Below are 16977 nucleotides of genomic sequence, written 5' to 3'. Positions count from 1 at the left end.
TTGGCGGGGCTGTCAATTCTTAGAAAGTTATTTTGGAAATTGGGGAATAAAACCCCTCGAAATAAGTTGAGTATGTCAGACTCAAGTTTTGATGTAGGGCTTGCGGGCCTGGTAGTCGATCCGTAAACTTGAGTGCAACAGACTCAAGGTGGTCTGAAGGTCGAAACCCCGGCCACCACAACAGAAGACGTACAAAGCGCGGCATCGCCTCGGCGACAATTTCCACCACGCTTTGATGAAAGGAAAAACTTATGGGACGCGCAGTAGGTATTGACCTCGGCACCACTAACTCCGCAATCGCAGTACTTGAAGGCGGAGAACCCACAATCATTGCGAACGCAGAAGGTACACGTACGACCCCCTCGGTCGTTGCTTTCTCCAAGACCGGCGAGGTCCTGGTTGGCGAGATCGCCAAGCGTCAGGCGGTCACGAATGTTGATCGCACCATCTCTTCGGTCAAGCGCCACATGGGCACTGACTGGACTGTCAACATTGACGACAAGAAGTACACCGCACAGGAGATCTCCGCACGCATCCTCTCCAAGCTCAAGAGGGATGCGGAAGAGTACCTCGGTGAGCCCGTTACCGACGCGGTCATCACCGTTCCTGCGTACTTCAACGATGCAGAGCGCCAGGCAACCAAGGATGCCGGCCAGATCGCAGGCCTGAACGTCCTGCGTATCATCAACGAGCCGACCGCTGCGGCACTGGCCTACGGCCTCGAAAAGGGCAAGGAAGATGAGCTCATTCTGGTCTTCGACCTCGGTGGCGGTACCTTCGACGTCTCCCTGCTGGAAATCGGCAAGGATGACGACGGCTTCTCCACCATTCAGGTCCGCGCAACCGCAGGCGACAACCGCCTGGGTGGCGATGACTGGGATCAGCGCATCGTTGACTGGCTGATTGAGCAGGTGAAGGCTAAGAGCGGCGCTGACCTCTCCAAGGATCCGGTCGCACTTCAGCGTCTGCGTGCAGCAGCCGAGCAGGCAAAGAAGGAACTGTCCAGCGCAATGAGCACAAACATTTCGCTGCAGTACCTCTCGGTCACTGCTGATGGCCCCGTTCACTTGGATGAGACCCTCACCCGCGCAAAGTTCGAGGAAATGACCTCGGATCTGCTTGAGCGCACGAAGGCTCCCTTCGAGAAGGTCATCAAGGACGCCGGCATCTCCGTCAGCGAGATCGACCACGTCGTCCTGGTCGGTGGCTCCACTCGTATGCCCGCCGTTGCCGAGCTCGTGAAGAAGCTCACCGGTGGCCGCGAGCCCAACAAGGGCGTGAACCCCGATGAGGTCGTCGCAGTTGGCGCAGCCCTGCAGGCTGGCGTCATCCAGGGTGACCGTAAGGACGTTCTGCTGATCGACGTGACCCCTCTGTCCCTGGGCATTGAGACCATGGGCGGCGTCATGGACAAGGTCATCGAGCGCAACACCGCAATCCCGACCAAGGCATCGCGCGTCTACTCGACCGCTGCCGACGGCCAGACCTCCGTTCTGGTCCAGGTCTTCCAGGGCGAGCGTCAGTTCACCGCTGACAACAAGCTGCTCGGTAACTTCGAACTCTCCGGAATTGCTCCCGCACCGCGTGGCGTTCCTCAGATCGAAGTCACCTTCGACATCGACGCGAACGGTATCGTTCACGTCTCCGCGAAGGATCTTGGAACCGGCAAGGAAACCTCGGTGACCATCACCGGTGGTAGTGCCTTGAGCAAGGAAGAGATCGATCGCATGGTCAACGAGGCCGCTCAGCACGAAGAGGACGATAAGAAGCGCCGCGAGGAGCTTGAGATTCGTAACTCCGCAGAGCAGCTGGTCTACACCATCGAGAAGACCCTGAAGGAAGACGCCGACAAGGTCTCCGAAGCGACCCGCCAGGAAGTCCAGGGTGACCTTGACGCCGTGAAGGAAGCCCTCAAGGGCAGCGACATCGAGGCTGTGAAGAGCTCCGTTGAGAAGCTCAACCAGTCCGCGATGAAGATCGGCCAGGAGGTCTACCAGAACGCTCAGGCAGCTCAGGCCGCCGCTGAGGCAGGTGCTTCGCAGGAGTCCTCCTCTTCCTCCGATGACGACGTCATCGACGCCGAAGTTGTGGATGAGGACGACAAGTGAGCATCGAGCCCACGAACACTTCCGACGACGCCCAGGATCCGGTGGTCGGCTCTCAGCCGGCCACCCCGGGCGACGCCCAGCCCCACGCTCAAGAGGGTGCAGCTGCAGACGCAACCGCGGCCTCGGCAAGCGCTCAGGGCAAGGAAACGGGCGAGGTCGACATGTCGGACTTCGAAGAGCAGCTGGAAGACAGTGAGCTGTCCAAGGCTCTCGACCAAGTGGCGCAGGTAGAAGAAAAGCTCGCCCGCGCCCACGCAGACCTGTACAACCTGAACCAGGAATATTCGAACTTTGTTCGCCGTTCCAAGGAATCCGTCGCCGGCCACGTCCAGTCCGGACGCGACCAGGTGCTGGAAGCCATGATCGGTGTCTTGGATGATATTGAGGCTGCGCGCAAGCACGGGGATCTCAATGACGGTCCCTTTGCCTCGATCGCGAACAAGCTTGAAGACACGCTTCGGACGCGCTTCGAGCTGGAACGTTTCGGAGATGAAGGGGACGATTTTGACCCCATGCTCCACGAAGCGCTCATGGCTCAGCCCAATCCCGACGTGGACCATCCGGTCTTGGGACAGGTCTTGCAATCTGGATATCGTCGCGGAGACACCATTATCCGCGCGGCGAAAGTCCTGGTGTACAACCCTGAATAAGGAACATTCAACGAACTGCAGAGTCAAAAAAGGAGGTGACGCGCAGTGAGTGGAGAAGATTGGCTCCAAAAGGATTTTTACAAGGTTCTTGGCGTAAGCAAGGATGCTGATGAGGCCACAATTAAGAAGGCCTACCGCAAACTTGCGCGCACCTGGCACCCCGACCAGAACAAGGGGAACCCCGAAGCTGAAGAACGCTTCAAGGAAATTGGCGAGGCCTACACGGTCCTGTCCAATCCTGAGCAGCGCCAGCAATACGATGCGATTCGCGCGATGGGCGCCGGCGGTTTCCGCGGAGGTGCCGGTGGCGGCGGAGCATCCGGCGTGAACTTCGAAGATATCTTCGGTGCTTTCGGCGGCGGAAACGGCGGAAATGTTCGTTTCTCCACCAGTGGTAGCGGCGCAGGTTTCAACCTCGACGACATCCTCGGTGCATTCGGCGGTTTCGGTGGCGGCTCTTCGCGAGGGTCCTCGCCCTTCGCTGGTGCCTCTCAATTCGGTGACTTCGGCGGAGCACACGGTTCGCCCTACCAGCAAGCACCCCAAAAGGGTGAAGACTTGCATGCCTCGACGCGCATCACGCTCAAGCAAAGCCTGAGCGGAGTCAACATCAAGTTGGCTGTCTCCGGCAAGCCTATGACCGTCAAGGTTCCCAAGGGAATCAAGGACGGCCAGAGCGTGCGTTTGCGCGGCAAGGGGAAGGCCTCGATCAATGGCGGGAGCGCTGGCGATCTGATCGTCACGATCCACGTCGAGGAGGATCCGGTCTACAGCCGCGAGGGAAATGACCTTCGTATGACCCTTCCCGTGACCTTTGCCGAGGCCACGCTGGGTGCCAATGTTGAGCTCCCCCTGATCGATGGTTCGACCGTTACCGTCAAGGTTCCTGCCGGCTCCGATTCCGGTCGCACCCTGCGCCTGAAGGGGCGCGGCGTGGCCACGAAGAAGGGGACGGGCGACCTCTTGGCAACCATCAGTGTGGTGGTCCCCAAGGATCTCACCCCTGAGCAGCTGGATTCGATCAAATCGCTAGTGGACTCGCTTGATCAGAGCGATCCGCGCGCAGAACTCGTGAAGAAGGTGAGTGCGTGATGGGACATCAAGATGAAGTAACCTTCGTGATTTCCGTTGCCGCACAGCTCGCGGGAATGCACCCGCAAACCTTGCGTCAATACGATCGGATTGGCCTGGTGACACCCCTTCGTACGAAGGGACGCGGGCGGCGTTACACCCGACGCGATGTCGAGCGTTTGAAGGAGATTCAGCGCCTGAGCCAAGATGAGGGAATCAACTTGGCCGGTATCCAGCGAATCATGGAGCTGGAGGACGAAGTTGATCGCCTGCGAGAACAGCGCGATGCCTTGGCTGAGCGGGTCGAAGAATTCGAACCCGTCTTCGACCGAGTATTCGTGGCAAGCCCAGACGGTCAGATTCGCCCCATGCGCCGTGCGCATGCACGTCGCAGCGAAGAATCTCGACGCGGCGGCATGGTACCCGTCAGGGACCGAGGCCTCGTAACGTGGCGGCCTGCTGGCAACCAGCGCGTTCGGGCGCTTATTGAAGCATCGCCCGAAGGAGTTCGAGTCATCGAAGGAACCGTTGTGGTTTCGGGATAACACACCCCCTCGAGCGATGTCCTCGAGGTGGAGTGAGTGAGGGGAGGCATGAAAATGCCTCCCCTTTTCGCTCCCAATTTTCAGGCAGCTAAGACCAGATCCCGTCCAGCGATCCGCGCAAGCATCGACGAAAGGATACCGGTCGCCCGCGTTGCTGCCTGCTGCAGCCCGGCCACGGCCTCGGAAATTGAGGCGCGAAGGTCGGCCAAGGTGCCGAAGACGAAGAAGTTCTGGCCTAGGTAGTTGACGATGAAGAGCGAAGTGTTCGCGGCTAAAGAGGCCATCCACAGAGCCATGCCGGCTGACACCAGAGCCTGGATCATCAGGTAGGACATGGTCATCACGCTTGCAGCCATGATCGCGTAGCGGATTGCTGTCGCAACAATTCCACCGCGAGCGTTGAAGACCTTCCGGTTCAGAGCGAAGTTCAGAGAACACGAGGAGACCCTGGCCAGTGCGACCGGCAGGAAGACTCCGCCGATGGTTGCGTTCAGGATGAGCAGCATCGTGTAGTCCAGCGCGGTTGAGGACAGCGACGAGGCCAGGTAGCGCAGGACGCGCGCATTGGTGCGGATCGTGTCGACAAGCTTCGCGCTGAGGGCGGAAGCGAATGCCGTGGCGGTCTGACCCTGCGTCTGGAGTGCTGCGTTCGTGTTCATGACACTAACTTTGCCCACAGCTGATCTGTACGAATTATGTCCAAGCTATGGAGAAGCTATGAAGCAATCAATGTAGTGTAGGTTCCATGACTTCATTGACTTTACGTTCGCGCGTAGCAGTAGCAGCGGGGAAGGGGGCCAGCTGGGCCTCTCGCCGTCTTGGACGCGGTTCGGGTGGAATGATCGGCGGCAAAGTAGCGCTGAAGCTTGACCCGAATTTGCTCGCAGAATTGGCAAAGAATCGCCGAAGTGTTGTCGTTTCTGGTACCAACGGAAAGTCAACAACGACCCGCCTGCTTCGTGCTGCGCTCTTTTCGATTGGCCACGTTGCCTCCAATACAAATGGCGACAATATGACCCCGGGAATCACCACCGCACTCATGCGTTCGGATGCCCCGCTTGCCGCGCTCGAAGTTGACGAGATGCACATGCCCACGGTGTCGCGTTTTGTGGATCCACAGGCCATGGTTTTGCTGAACCTTTCACGAGATCAGCTGGACCGAGTCGGCGAGATCGGAGCTGTTGAGCGTCGCCTGCGAAAGGCGGTCAATGAACATCCCAATGCCGTTGTGATTGCGAACTGTGATGATCCGCTGGTTGCCTCGGCAGCCTGGGATAGCCCCAATGTTCAGTGGGTTGCTGCCGGACACGCATGGATGGGGGATTCGACTGCCTTCCCACGCGGCGGGCGCGTCATCCACTCCGATGATTCTTGGCGAGTCGTTCCTTTGACGGCCTCTTCTTCGGACGAAGGTTTGGACCAGTATCGTCGCCCCGATCCTCTGTGGTGGCTGGAAGACGAGGACCTTTCCGATCCTTCCCACCCCAGTGCGACTGCCTGTCGTAAGGATGGTTTGCGAATTCCTTTGCGGCTCTCACTGCCGGGGCGCGCCAATTTGTCCAATGCGCTCGAGGCACTGGCTGCGGCCGTTGCGATGGGCGTGGACCCGCAGGCCGCGTGCCGCGCAATGTCCGAAGTCGTTGAGGTTGCAGGCCGCTATTCGACTTACGAAATCCACGGCCGACTGGCGCGACTCATGTTGGCAAAGAACCCCGCTGGCTGGCAGGAAGCCATGTACATGATTGACCCCGGTGTTGATCAGGTGATTGTCGCGATCAACGGCCAGGTTGCTGACGGGCAAGACCTGTCCTGGCTGTGGGATGTGGATTTCTCAGTGCTTGGTGCCCCACATCGCAAGGTTTATGCCTGTGGTGAGCGCGGTGCAGACCTCGCGGTTCGATTGGAATATGCGGGCGTCCACTGTGAACTTTTCCCGCTGCCAATGGATGCGCTGCAATCGTGCGTACCGGGCAGGGTTGAAATTCTTCTCAACTACACGGCTTTGCGTGATTTTAAGCGGGTATTGGATTCTCATCGTCAAGCGGAGGAAGCAGAATGAGTGCACTGCGAATTGGCGTTCTTCTCCCCGAGGTCTTGGGGACCTACGCGGACGGTGGCAACGCCCTGGTGCTCGCGGAGCGCGCGCGTCGGCGTGGCTTTGATGCCCAGATTCAGTATGTCGGTGTTGGTGATGCGATTCCCGATGATCTCGATATCTACACACTCGGTGGCGGTGAAGACGCAGCCCAGGAACTTGCGGTCGAGACTTTCACTGCCGATCCCGGTTTGAAGAATGCTGTAGCAGCGGGTAGGCCTCTTTTGGCCGTCTGCGCTTCACTTCAAATCTTGGGCCACTGGTACACGGATGCGCGCAATCGTAAGGTTGAGGGCCTGGGTCTTTTGGATCTAACGACTCGCCCCCAGGGAAAGCGTTCAATCGGCGAACTTGTTGTTCAGCCCGAGATTGATGGACTTTCTGAGCCGCTGACAGGGTTTGAAAACCACGGTGGCGGAAGCCAGCTGGGTCCCGATGCGCGTCCTTTGGGGAAGGTGCTTTTCGGAAAGGGGAACTCGATTCTTCCTCCCGAAGGCTTTGATGAACAGGGCTCTTCTCCAGATGAAGCCGCCCTCAAAGTGCCGCGTATCGACGGTGCTGTTCAGGGCTCAATCATTGCGACCTACCTGCATGGGCCGGTTCTTGCGCGCAACCCCCAGCTTGCGGACCTTTTGCTTGAGCGTGCTTTGGGGCACAAGCTTGAGCCTCTCGAGGTCCCGGGCGTTGCGGAACTTCGTCGTGAACGCCTAGCTGCAACGATTTCGCGCCCAGAGCTCCGCGAGCGTTTGGAGCGACATGAGCGCTGAGGAATCGCGATCGGGGCGGGGTGTGCCCTGGGATCAGTATGGTGAACTGGTTCTGCCCTCGCGTGGCTCGCGTTTTGAACGTTATTCCGAGGCCGAGCCCGCGGTAACCTCCGCGCGGGCACCCCAGGCCCGGCAGGCCTCGTCGATCGAGGCTGTACCTGAGAGGGAAGGGGAGTCGGCGCCGGCGGGCAGGAGGCTGCCTCGCGAAGGGGAACAACAACGTATCAAACTGCGCACTTCCGGCGGAAAACTCGGCTATGCGCCACCCGCCCAGCCGATGCGCGGTGAGGAGATCGGCGTTCCCGCGCAGGCTCGTCAGTCGGCAAAGAAGCGCCGGCGTGGAATTGGTGTGATTGTGCTGGGCATTGTCATGTCCGTGCTCATTGCTCCCGCGACTTTCTTTGGAATTGCAATGTCTGGTGCGGATTTTTCTGCGATGCAGGCCAGCGCTCGTGAGGTTTCCAGCGGCCAGAGCGTGAGTGTGGATTCCAGTGGCGGCTATGTCGTTCAGGTGACGTCTGGACAGGCAACTTCGTGCCTCCTTCGTGGAAGTGATGGGGGAGAGCATCCTATGCAGTCCACCTTGAACCAGTGGACCGTTTCGGGACTGCAGGCTGGCGACTACACGCTTGTGTGCTCTCCTGATGGTCTGAAAATGGTTGGAATGACGGGCTTTAGCGAGTCTGTTGCCCTGTCGAAGGCTCCCGATGCGATGACCTGGTCGAGCGTTGTGGGAATGCTGGGCTTAAGCGTGATTGGTCTGGGGATTTACCTGCGTCGTTCGCGCTAAAACATCCACTGATGTGGGGGAACGCTGAGCTGACGTGTAATGCGTTCGGCTCGGCGTTCTTTTTCTTTTCTGTGAAATGTGTTTTCGGATGCATGATTTGTGCAGAAAAATAAAGTTGAGTGGAATAGACTCAAGTTTGTTGACGTTGTGTAAGTCAGAACGAAAAAAGCCGCCCGTAATAAGCGGCAGGAGGAATGATGACTGAACAATTTACAAGCAAAGCCCAAGAGGCAGTGAGCAGCGCGGTCCAGTCGGCACAGGCCGCTGGGAACCCGCAGGTGGATTCCCTGCATCTCTTGGAAGCACTTCTTGAACAGGGTGAGGGCATTGCCTACTCTCTGCTTCAAGCAATTGGAGCAAATCCGCAGCAGATCGGCGCTCGTACGCGCAATGCACTGGTGGCTCTGCCGTCGACGAGCGGATCGAGCGTTGCCCAACCGCAGACTTCACGTGGTCTGATCCAGGTGATTAACGATGCCCGCAAGCGTGCAGAAGCTAAGGGAGACGCCTACGTTTCCACTGAGCACCTGCTCATTGCGTTGGCCGCAAATGACGATAGCGCTGGCGAGATCCTGCGTGAAAACGGCGCAACCGCAGATCGCTTGCAGAAGGCTCTAGATGAGCTTCGCCCCGAACCTATCACCAGCGCTGACCCCGAAGGTTCCTTCGAGGCCCTCAAGAAGTACGGACGCGACCTGACCGAGGTTGCACGCCAAGGCAAGCTGGACCCGGTGATTGGTCGCGATAGCGAAATTCGCCGCGTGATTCAGGTGTTGTCTCGTCGAACCAAGAACAACCCTGTTCTGATCGGTGAGCCCGGCGTCGGTAAGACCGCCGTCGTCGAAGGCCTCGCTCAGCGAATCGTCGCTGGCGACGTCCCCGAATCTTTGAAGAACAAGAAGCTGATCGCTCTTGATCTGACCGGGATGGTTGCGGGCGCGAAGTACCGTGGTGAATTCGAGGAACGCCTCAAGGCTGTTCTTAACGAAATCGAACGATCTGACGGCGAAATCATCACCTTCATCGACGAACTTCACACGGTCGTCGGTGCCGGTGGCGGCTCCGAAGGCGCAATGGACGCGGGCAATATGCTCAAGCCCATGCTGGCTCGTGGCGAGCTCCGCATGGTCGGCGCAACAACCCTGGATGAGTACCGCGAGAACATCGAAAAGGACCCCGCTCTTGAGCGTCGTTTCCAGCAGGTGTTCGTTGGTGAGCCTTCGGTTGAGGACACCGTCGCAATCTTGCGCGGTATCGCACCGAAGTACGAAGCACACCACAAGATCACCATTTCTGACGGTGCTTTGGTTGCGGCAGCTCAGCTGTCTGACCGCTACATCACCGGGCGTCAGCTTCCCGATAAGGCCATTGACCTGATCGACGAGGCCGCCTCCCGACTGCGCATGGAACTTGACTCCTCGCCCGAGGAGATCGACGTTCTGCGTCGCCAGGTGGATCGTCTCCGTATGGAAGAGTCCTACCTGACCGAGTCTGACCCCGATGGTCTGGACGAGGCCACGGCGGAGCGCCTCGAGAAGCTTCGCGAGGACCTCGCAAACAAGAATGAAGAGCTCGCTGCTCTCACCAGCCGTTGGGAAGCCGAAAAGGCTGGCCATAACCGCGTGGGTGAGCTCCGCGTCCAGTTGGATGAGTTGCGTACCCAGTTGGAGCTGGCGATTCGTGCCGGTCGCTTCGAAGAAGCGGGACGTTTGCAAAACGGCGATATTCCTCAGATTGAACGTCAGATTCGCGAAGAGGAAGAAAAGGTTGAGGCCGAAGAAAAGGCGAACGAGGCCAATGAGCCGATGATCGCCGAGAAGGTCGGTCCGACCGAGATCGCTGAGGTTGTCGAATCGTGGACTGGAATCCCCGTGGGCAAGCTGCTCCAGACCGAGAGCGAGAAGCTCGTCCATATGGAGGACTTCATTGCCCATCGACTGATCGGCCAAAAGGATGCTGTCCGCGCGGTTTCCGATGCGGTTCGCCGCTCGCGTGCAGGCCTGTCCGATCCGAACCGACCCACAGGTTCCTTCCTCTTCCTTGGCCCCACGGGCGTTGGTAAGACCGAACTTGCCAAGTCCTTGGCGGAGTTCCTCTTCGATGATGAACGCGCCATGGTGCGAATCGACATGTCGGAATACTCGGAGAAGCACTCCGTAGCCCGTTTGGTCGGTGCCCCTCCGGGATACGTCGGTTATGAACAGGGCGGTCAGCTGACCGAGGCCGTGCGTCGTCGCCCCTACAGCGTCGTCCTCCTGGACGAGGTTGAAAAGGCAGACCCCGAGATCTTCAACATCCTCTTGCAGGTCTTGGATGACGGACGTTTGACCGACGGTCAGGGGCGCACCGTGGACTTCAGGAACACAATCCTGATCCTGACCTCGAACTTGGGATCGATGTTCCTGACCGATCCTGAGCTCAGTGAAGAAGAAAAGCGCGAAGGTGTGATGAATGCCGTGCGTGCCTCCTTCAAGCCTGAGTTCATCAACCGTCTGGATGAGACCGTGATCTTTGATCCGCTCAGCCTCGAGGACCTGTCTGGAATCGTTGATCTCTTGGTCGAATCTATGGCGGATCGCCTGAAGGATCGCCGTATCAGCCTGAATGTCACCGAAGGTGCACGAGGCTGGCTGACCAGGCGAGGATACGACCCGGCCTACGGTGCTCGTCCTCTGCGCAGGCTGATCCAGCGCGAGATCGGCGATCGACTGGCCAAACTGCTTCTGAGCGGCGAGGTTGAAGACGGTGACACCGTCACCGTCGATGTCAGCGACGATCTTGAAGGACTCCGCGTTGAGGTATCCAATCACTGATCGGTAGCGACTTGCGGGTGGTGCGAATAATTTCGCACCACCCGCATTTTCGCTTAGACTTTAAGAGTTATCCCCACCCAACAGAGCAGAACTGAAGAATGAAGGAGGTAGCCGTGAGCGAAGACGAAAATTCGCAGACGGGTCCCGCCCGTAAGAAGCGAGGTAGCTACTCCGTTGGACGTTCCACCCGGACAACGATTATTCGCGGGGCAACGCAGTTGTTGTCAATGCGCGGCTACTACGGTTTTTCTTTGCGAGATCTTGCCGAAGAAATCGGTGTTTCCCATCCGACCGTCATGTATCACTTCCCGACGAAGGATGCCCTGGTCCTGAATGTTATCGAAGCCTTCGAAGAGGCGTTCGGTATTTTCGACGTTGAGGTTGTGACCGCCGAAACCGAAGAGGGTACTCCCGGCGATCCGATCCTTGAAGAACGCGGTGCAAAAGTTACGACCATGAATGAGTGGATCGCTGCACACCTGCGTCTTGCTGCAGCCCCCGACAACCAGGTGATGACTGATCTAGACCGCGTTTTTACCGTTGAGTCTGTCAATGACAGTCATCCCGCCCATGACCATTTCTCATATCGAGTTGATGCGATGCTCCAGCTCCTTGAGAAACTGGCCAAAGAGATGCCCGATTATGATCCCGAGAATCCGGTGGATACTCGTAGGCTTGTCGAGCGCTGGTATGGAATGGTGATCCTCGGTGGTTGGGACGGCGAGCGTTTTGATAGCCGTGAACTCATCATTAAGTACCTGGCCTTTGCGGTTCGCGAACTGCGCTATAGCGCTGAGCAACTTCTTGCACTTGGATCGATGATTCCTCGTAAGGCCGCAGCGCCCTTCCAGCAACTCCTGGTGGAGTACTCCAGCGCCCAGAACTGACCCGCAGTTGATGTCTCCAGATTTCTCCTCGATTCCTTTCAAGGCGGCGATCTGTGCGGAAAATGACGGCGGTAGCTCGCTGAGCTGGGGGGATCCCCAGGAAGTTTTCCCCCTGGCCTCGGTCACCAAACTCTTCACCGCATGGTCCGCGCTGGTTGCGATTTCTCGAGGCCTCATCACCCTAGACGCGCCCGCTCCCTTCCCGGGAGTGACGCTTGAGCACCTGCTCTCGCATGCCTCGGGAATGGCGATGAACGAGACGCACCTGCAACGCGCACCAGGGGAGCGACGAATCTACTCAAATGCGGGAATTGAAGTCGCCGGACAGATGCTTGAAGAAGCGACGGGAAGCCCGATTTCTCGGTGGATTGAGGAAAGCGTGAGCGAGCCTTTGGGGCTGGCCAGCCTGGAAATTGAAGGCTCGCCGGCCTACTCGGGCCGCTCAAATGCGGCTGACCTGATGCTTTTTGCTCGCGAACTTGCCCATCCGACCTTGATTTCAGCGCAGCTCGCATCCAGTGCGCAGAGTGTTCACTTCCCTGAACTGGCTGGGATTGTCCCTGGGTACGGGAACTATCGTCCCTGTCCATGGGGATTGGGCTGCGAAATTAAGGGAGAAAAGAATCCCCATTGGACTGCGCCCCAGTCGTCGGCGGCAACTTTTGGCCACTTTGGGCAGGCTGGTTCATTCCTGTGGGTTGATCCGCTTTCCGCAGAGCGCGCGGTCTTCGTAGGTGAACGCCCCTTCGGCCAATGGCATCACGATCATTGGGGCTCGCTGAATAGTCAGATTGTGCAGGCTATGCGAGGTCAATGATCACGGGAACGTGATCAGAAGCGCCCTTCCCCTTGCGTTCATCACGATCAATTTCTGCTGCCGTGACGCGTTGCGCAAGCTCGGGCGAGGCGTAGATGAAGTCGATGCGCATTCCCTCATTCTTGGGGAAGCGAAGTTTCTGGTAGTCCCAGTAGGTGTATTGATCGACGCGCTCGCGGGTGACCTCTTCCCAGCCGTGCTGAGCGAAAGCGAAGAAGGCCTGTCGTTCAGCGGGGGAGACATGTGTCTGGCCTTCGAAGGCCGTCATATCCCAAACATCATGATCGTAGGGTGCGATATTCCAATCGCCAACCAGTGCAATTTGGCGTTTTTCTTCAAGCCAGGAATCGCCTACTGACAGCAGGGCTTTGAGCCATTCGAGCTTGTAGGAATAGTGTGGATGGTCGAGCTCGCGTCCGTTCGGAACGTAGAGGCTCCACGTCGTCACTTCCTGGTCTCCATCGCGTACTGTCACGCCCAGAGCGCGGGCCTCGACGACTGCGGGATCTCCAAAGGCGGGCTGGCCTGGGAAATTAAACTCATGTGAAACGATCGGGAGACGCGAGGCAACGGCGACGCCATTCCACTGGTTCAGGCCGTGCATGATCACCTGATAACCGGCCGCCTCGAAGGCTTCAACTGGGAATTGCTCAGGCTTGCATTTAATTTCTTGCATCGCAAGGACGTCGACGTCGGAGCGCTGAAGGAAAGCGATGACGCGGTCGACGCGGGTGCGGATTGAATTGACGTTCCAAGTTGCAAGCCTCATGGGACCCAGCATACGCGGAGGTCGTTAAGATAATGGCCATGGGTATCGCACTTGTGACCGGGGCAACCTCGGGTATTGGCGAAGAATTTTGCTGGCAGCTGGCAGCGGCTCATCATGATCTCGTCCTCGTGGCGCGGCGTGAAGAGAAGCTTCGTAAGCTCGCAGAGGATTTGCGTCAGATCGCCGGAGTGAAGGCGGAAGTGATCGTTGCTGATCTTGGCGTAGCCGGCGATGTGGATCGCGTCGCTCAGCGTCTGTCGGATGAGCAATCGCCTGTTGGTTTGCTGGTGAATAACGCCGGTTTTGCGCTGGGGTGCTCATTTATTGATAACACCATCGAGGCCGAAGAAAACGCTCTGGATGTTATGGTTCGTGCGCCTATGGTTCTTTCCTATGCGGCGCTGAATGCCATGCGTGCGCGTGGACGGGGAGCCATCATCAATGTTTCCTCGGTTGCATCAGAGACCGGCGCGGGGACGTATAGCGCGCACAAGGCGTGGATTCGTGCGTTTAGTGAGGGGCTGTCAGAGGAGCTTCGGGGTAGTGGCATTACCGTGACAGCGGTATGTCCCGGACCGGTGCATACGAATTTTTTTGAGGCCGCTGGCGTTGACATGTCCGCAGCGCCTCAGTGGTTGTGGGCAACTTCAGAACAGGTTGTGAGCGAAGCTTTGGCTGCGATGCGACGGGGGCAGGTGTTGGTAACTCCAACGCCGGTCTACAAGGTGGCAATGGCTGCAATGCGGGTTGCTCCGCGTTGGGTCACGCGCCGCGTCATGCGTTCGATTCCGCATATGTAGCGTTTTGTGTGGTCGGTGGCGGAATTGACGCTAGCACCCTTCTACTGTGATAATGATTCTCATTATGAGAGTTAAGAGGATCATTTCTACCGGAGCCCTAGCCCTGACCATTGCCCTTATGCCCCAACTCGCATGGGCTGGGCCTGACCGCGATACCGAATGGGTCGTTACCGGTCAACACGTTGACGCGCCCATCCCTATCTGGCATGCGGATACGCATAGTTTCACGATGAACACCATCAATATGCCAGTGGAAAAGACCGTCCTGTGGCTTCCCAAAGCCTGGGCAGGCAGTGGAGCGCAAGACGCGAAGTATCAATTAGAGATTCCCGAAAAGCGTCCTGACCTTGCCTTCCTTGGCCCTGAGCACTCGGTCCTCAACGCAGCCCCACAAAACCCCGGTCCCAACAACACGCCAATTTGGGCGGGCCTCGGCGCTGACTCTTCTGTCGAATGGGCAGCGCCTGATGAATTCGATGGAAGCACCTACACCCTAGACCTGATTAACGTTGATGGTCCGGGACGGATGGAGATGTTCATCGATCACGGAGACTCGGTGTCGCGTTTCCTATCGAGCCACGATATCGCCTATCGATCGGTCTACAACCCGCGTCACACGCACCTCTTCACGACCTTCACGCAACCGGGGCGCTACCAAGCACGCTTCCGCGTGAATGCGCGTTCGATTGACGGGAAAACGATCTACACCTCGCCCATCCAGTCGCTGACCTGGCAGGTCGGTGGATCTAACCCGTCTTCCGGAAGTATCACAGATATTCACCAAGCTTTTGCCGCCGCACAGGCACAGCGCAGTGATGGCGTTCAGGCGCAGCCCTCGTTGACGCTTGCTCCCAACCCGCAGCGTGAACACCCCGGAGACCAGCACCTAACGGAGATCACCTTCAATAGCGGTCACGCAACGGATCAAGGTCGCCTCTGGTTGACCGTCAACGGATACTTCCTCACCGAAGAACCCGTCGTTGACGGAAAAGCGCAGGTTCGTGAACTTCTGGGTGACGATGATGCACTGATTCAGGCGGTCTTTATTCCCGAGGCCGGAAGTGGTAGTGCGCGCTGGGCATCAACGCCTCAGGCCTTCTCTCAGCGAGACCGCGCGGAAGTACGTGTCACCCGGGCAAGCTCGGTCATCATCGAGCCCTCTAATCCGGATCCGAGCCCCGTTTGGGATCCTGCCCAGATTTCGGTTTCGCGCCCAGGTGTTCATGTCTCTTATACCCGCAAGGAGGGAAGCGAAGACCAGTACACAGTTCAGGTCCAGGCTGACGATCCCGAATTGCGCGCGGCCTATAAAGTTGAGCTTTTCGAAAGCGAATATGACTTCTCCCCGTGGTGTGCCATCGAAGGCACTCTTGGAAAGGGTGGGATTGATATTCAGCAGCAAGATTTGGGTGCCTGCATGGGGCAGCCCATGTACATGAAATTTAGTGTTCGCCCGCACCCCAAGTCTTTGGCATCCATGACCACGAAGGGGCAAGAAGATGTGGAACTGTCCTCTTCATTCGGAATGGATCTGAAGTTGAAGATGTGGCCGGGTGGAAACCCTGTTGAACCCGCTCCGGCACCAACGGCCGAACCCTTGCTTCCTTCTCCGTCGCCGACTCCTTCTCCTGCGCCGAATATTCCTGATACCAGTAACGATCACGCGGATGATGCTCTGAAGACGAATCCGGTTGAACTTGCGCGCGGACATATGGACCTGCGTCTTCGCGAGGATTCTGGCGCAGCCACGCACTACTCGCTGGTGCTCAAGGATGATTCCTTGACGGGAGAAAAGACCTCAGTGATGCGTGCAATCGACTCAGTGACGTGGAAGGTTGGTGTCAACGCGCGCTTTACCCGTCCGCAGAGCCTATCCGATCCCAGTTATGACGTTCTGGGCGCAATTGGCGAATCCAGCTACGTGCTTCCTGAGACTCAAAATCCCGATATTGTCTGGCCTGGGGTCAGCACGGAAGGTATCGACTATTCTCAATTCCCCAAGGGAATCGATTATGAGCTGAAGGTTGTGGAATCTCCGAAGGATTCGAGAGTTGCCTTCTTCCAGGGAGGAACTTTCGGAGGTCCGGCGAATATCATGGTCGACTCGGCAAACCCCGCAAAGTCGCGCATTCACACCGATTCTCCGACTCATATGCACGCAAACTGGGTGTTCTCGAAGCCTGGTCACTATCGACTGCAGATCCGTGCACTCGATGGAGACAAGGAGATCGCTGCTCCGATGAGCTGGAACGTTTCCGTTCACGAGGCCGCGGTTCCTGCGCCCACCCCTTCAAGTGAACAACCCTCTGAGCATCCGATTCCTTCGCCCAGTCCCTCGGCGGATACTCCCTCAGTAGCGCCGGTGCCAACGCCGGATCAGACAACTGCTCCGACACCCGCCTCGACAGAATCTGCGCCCGCTCCCGCGGCGAGTCCTTCGGCTGCAGATCCAAAGGCCTCGGAAAACCCATCGGCTCAGCCAGCCACTCAAACGACTACGCCCCCACCGAGCAATACTCTGGGGCAAGTCAGTGCGGGTGAACGCTTGCTTGGTTCGCGCTCTAACTCTTCTGGTTCCCGACGCGTTCTTGGGGGAGTGAGTGGTGGCGGCGGGGCTGCCCCATTGGCCGCCTCAGCAGAGCCAAGCAGCACTCCGACCGTCAGTGAAAGTCCGGCTGCTGATTCAGATTCTCCGGCTCAAGCAGCCCAGCTGAGCAATGACGAGGCCGGCGAATCGACCGTGTCGAGAATCCCACGCTGGTGGTGGATCCCTGCAGCAGCACTGGCGATTGTGTTGGGTGCTGGTGCCGCCCTGCTGATTCGTAGAAGACACTGAGTACAAGCAAGTGCCCCGGTTGGACTCAC

At 58.1% G+C, this 16977-nt stretch carries 14 protein-coding genes; 12 read left to right on the top strand and 2 right to left on the bottom strand.

The annotated features are described in order from the left end of the window. Positions 1 to 251 precede the first annotated feature (251 nt). From dnaK to HGAS_RS03625, 4 genes are read left to right on the top strand one after another with little or no spacing between them, the layout of a single operon-like run. Complete coding sequence (gene dnaK / locus HGAS_RS03640) at positions 252 to 2108, top strand: molecular chaperone DnaK (protein ID WP_019126523.1); 1857 nt, start codon at positions 252 to 254, stop codon at positions 2106 to 2108. Further along, positions 2105 to 2758, top strand: coding sequence for a nucleotide exchange factor GrpE (locus HGAS_RS03635; RefSeq protein WP_019126522.1), 654 nt, complete (start codon positions 2105 to 2107; stop codon positions 2756 to 2758). The genes dnaK and HGAS_RS03635 overlap by 4 nt, the downstream gene beginning before the upstream one ends. 45 nt (positions 2759 to 2803) lie before the next feature. Further along, positions 2804 to 3850, top strand: a complete 1047-nt coding sequence (locus HGAS_RS03630) for a DnaJ C-terminal domain-containing protein (protein ID WP_019126521.1) — start codon at positions 2804 to 2806, stop codon at positions 3848 to 3850. Further along, the gene (locus HGAS_RS03625; protein ID WP_019126520.1) at positions 3850 to 4374 is read left to right on the top strand and encodes a heat shock protein transcriptional repressor HspR; all 525 of its coding nucleotides are present in this window, start codon (positions 3850 to 3852) and stop codon (positions 4372 to 4374) included. The genes HGAS_RS03630 and HGAS_RS03625 overlap by 1 nt, the downstream gene beginning before the upstream one ends. 80 nt (positions 4375 to 4454) lie before the next feature. Here HGAS_RS03625 and HGAS_RS03620 read toward each other — a convergent pair whose 3' ends face one another. Continuing rightward, positions 4455 to 5033 carry a GtrA family protein gene (locus tag HGAS_RS03620; RefSeq protein WP_019126519.1) on the bottom strand — a complete coding sequence of 193 codons (579 nt, stop codon included), beginning with the start codon at positions 5031 to 5033 and terminating at the stop codon, positions 4455 to 4457. Between the two features lie 86 nt (positions 5034 to 5119). Between HGAS_RS03620 and HGAS_RS03615 the strand changes: the two genes are divergently transcribed. The 6 genes from HGAS_RS03615 to HGAS_RS03590 all read left to right on the top strand — a co-directional run bounded on the left by HGAS_RS03615 (position 5120) and on the right by HGAS_RS03590 (position 12543). Next, positions 5120 to 6433 carry a MurT ligase domain-containing protein gene (locus HGAS_RS03615; protein ID WP_019126518.1) on the top strand — a complete coding sequence of 438 codons (1314 nt, stop codon included), beginning with the start codon at positions 5120 to 5122 and terminating at the stop codon, positions 6431 to 6433. Beyond that, positions 6430 to 7236, top strand: coding sequence for a type 1 glutamine amidotransferase (locus tag HGAS_RS03610; protein WP_019126517.1), 807 nt, complete (start codon positions 6430 to 6432; stop codon positions 7234 to 7236). Before HGAS_RS03615 ends, HGAS_RS03610 begins: the two co-directional genes overlap by 4 nt. Further along, positions 7226 to 8026 carry a hypothetical protein gene (locus HGAS_RS03605; protein WP_019126516.1) on the top strand — a complete coding sequence of 267 codons (801 nt, stop codon included), beginning with the start codon at positions 7226 to 7228 and terminating at the stop codon, positions 8024 to 8026. The genes HGAS_RS03610 and HGAS_RS03605 overlap by 11 nt, the downstream gene beginning before the upstream one ends. A gap of 197 nt (positions 8027 to 8223) precedes the next feature. Continuing rightward, positions 8224 to 10839: an ATP-dependent chaperone ClpB gene (clpB, locus tag HGAS_RS03600; protein ID WP_019126515.1), complete on the top strand. Its 2616-nt coding sequence runs from the start codon at positions 8224 to 8226 to the stop codon at positions 10837 to 10839. 113 nt (positions 10840 to 10952) lie between these two features. Continuing rightward, on the top strand, positions 10953 to 11726 hold the full coding sequence (locus tag HGAS_RS03595; RefSeq protein ID WP_019126514.1) for a TetR/AcrR family transcriptional regulator: 774 nt from the start codon (positions 10953 to 10955) through the stop codon (positions 11724 to 11726). A 10-nt stretch (positions 11727 to 11736) separates the two neighbouring features. Then, positions 11737 to 12543: a serine hydrolase domain-containing protein gene (locus HGAS_RS03590; protein WP_019126513.1), complete on the top strand. Its 807-nt coding sequence runs from the start codon at positions 11737 to 11739 to the stop codon at positions 12541 to 12543. Here HGAS_RS03590 and HGAS_RS03585 read toward each other — a convergent pair. Next, a complete protein-coding gene (locus HGAS_RS03585) occupies positions 12527 to 13312 on the bottom strand; it encodes an exodeoxyribonuclease III (RefSeq protein ID WP_026066611.1) in 786 nt (261 codons plus the stop codon). The genes HGAS_RS03590 and HGAS_RS03585 overlap by 17 nt on opposite strands. Before the next feature lie 38 nt (positions 13313 to 13350). Between HGAS_RS03585 and HGAS_RS03580 the strand changes: the two genes are divergently transcribed. Both HGAS_RS03580 and HGAS_RS03575 read left to right on the top strand, forming a co-directional pair. Further along, complete coding sequence (locus HGAS_RS03580; RefSeq protein ID WP_026066610.1) at positions 13351 to 14112, top strand: SDR family NAD(P)-dependent oxidoreductase; 762 nt, start codon at positions 13351 to 13353, stop codon at positions 14110 to 14112. Between the two features lie 52 nt (positions 14113 to 14164). Next, positions 14165 to 16948, top strand: coding sequence for a choice-of-anchor M domain-containing protein (locus HGAS_RS03575; RefSeq protein ID WP_051007852.1), 2784 nt, complete (start codon positions 14165 to 14167; stop codon positions 16946 to 16948). Positions 16949 to 16977 lie beyond the last annotated feature (29 nt).

It is taken from the genome of Actinomyces sp. ph3 (genome assembly GCF_000308055.1).
Taxonomy (GTDB): domain Bacteria; phylum Actinomycetota; class Actinomycetes; order Actinomycetales; family Actinomycetaceae; genus Pauljensenia.
This window is presented reverse-complemented; position numbering and strand designations above follow the sequence as displayed.

Coding starts and splice junctions, on each gene's coding strand:
- HGAS_RS03625 (WP_019126520.1), top strand. CDS start 3,850: ATGGGACATCAAGATGAAGTAACCTTCGTGATTTCCGTTGCCGCACAG.
- HGAS_RS03615 (WP_019126518.1), top strand. CDS start 5,120: ATGACTTCATTGACTTTACGTTCGCGCGTAGCAGTAGCAGCGGGGAAG.
- HGAS_RS03610 (WP_019126517.1), top strand. CDS start 6,430: ATGAGTGCACTGCGAATTGGCGTTCTTCTCCCCGAGGTCTTGGGGACC.
- HGAS_RS03585 (WP_026066611.1), bottom strand. CDS start 13,312: ATGAGGCTTGCAACTTGGAACGTCAATTCAATCCGCACCCGCGTCGAC.
- clpB (WP_019126515.1), top strand. CDS start 8,224: ATGACTGAACAATTTACAAGCAAAGCCCAAGAGGCAGTGAGCAGCGCG.
- HGAS_RS03575 (WP_051007852.1), top strand. CDS start 14,165: ATGATTCTCATTATGAGAGTTAAGAGGATCATTTCTACCGGAGCCCTA.
- HGAS_RS03580 (WP_026066610.1), top strand. CDS start 13,351: ATGGGTATCGCACTTGTGACCGGGGCAACCTCGGGTATTGGCGAAGAA.
- dnaK (WP_019126523.1), top strand. CDS start 252: ATGGGACGCGCAGTAGGTATTGACCTCGGCACCACTAACTCCGCAATC.
- HGAS_RS03605 (WP_019126516.1), top strand. CDS start 7,226: ATGAGCGCTGAGGAATCGCGATCGGGGCGGGGTGTGCCCTGGGATCAG.
- HGAS_RS03590 (WP_019126513.1), top strand. CDS start 11,737: ATGTCTCCAGATTTCTCCTCGATTCCTTTCAAGGCGGCGATCTGTGCG.
- HGAS_RS03620 (WP_019126519.1), bottom strand. CDS start 5,033: ATGAACACGAACGCAGCACTCCAGACGCAGGGTCAGACCGCCACGGCA.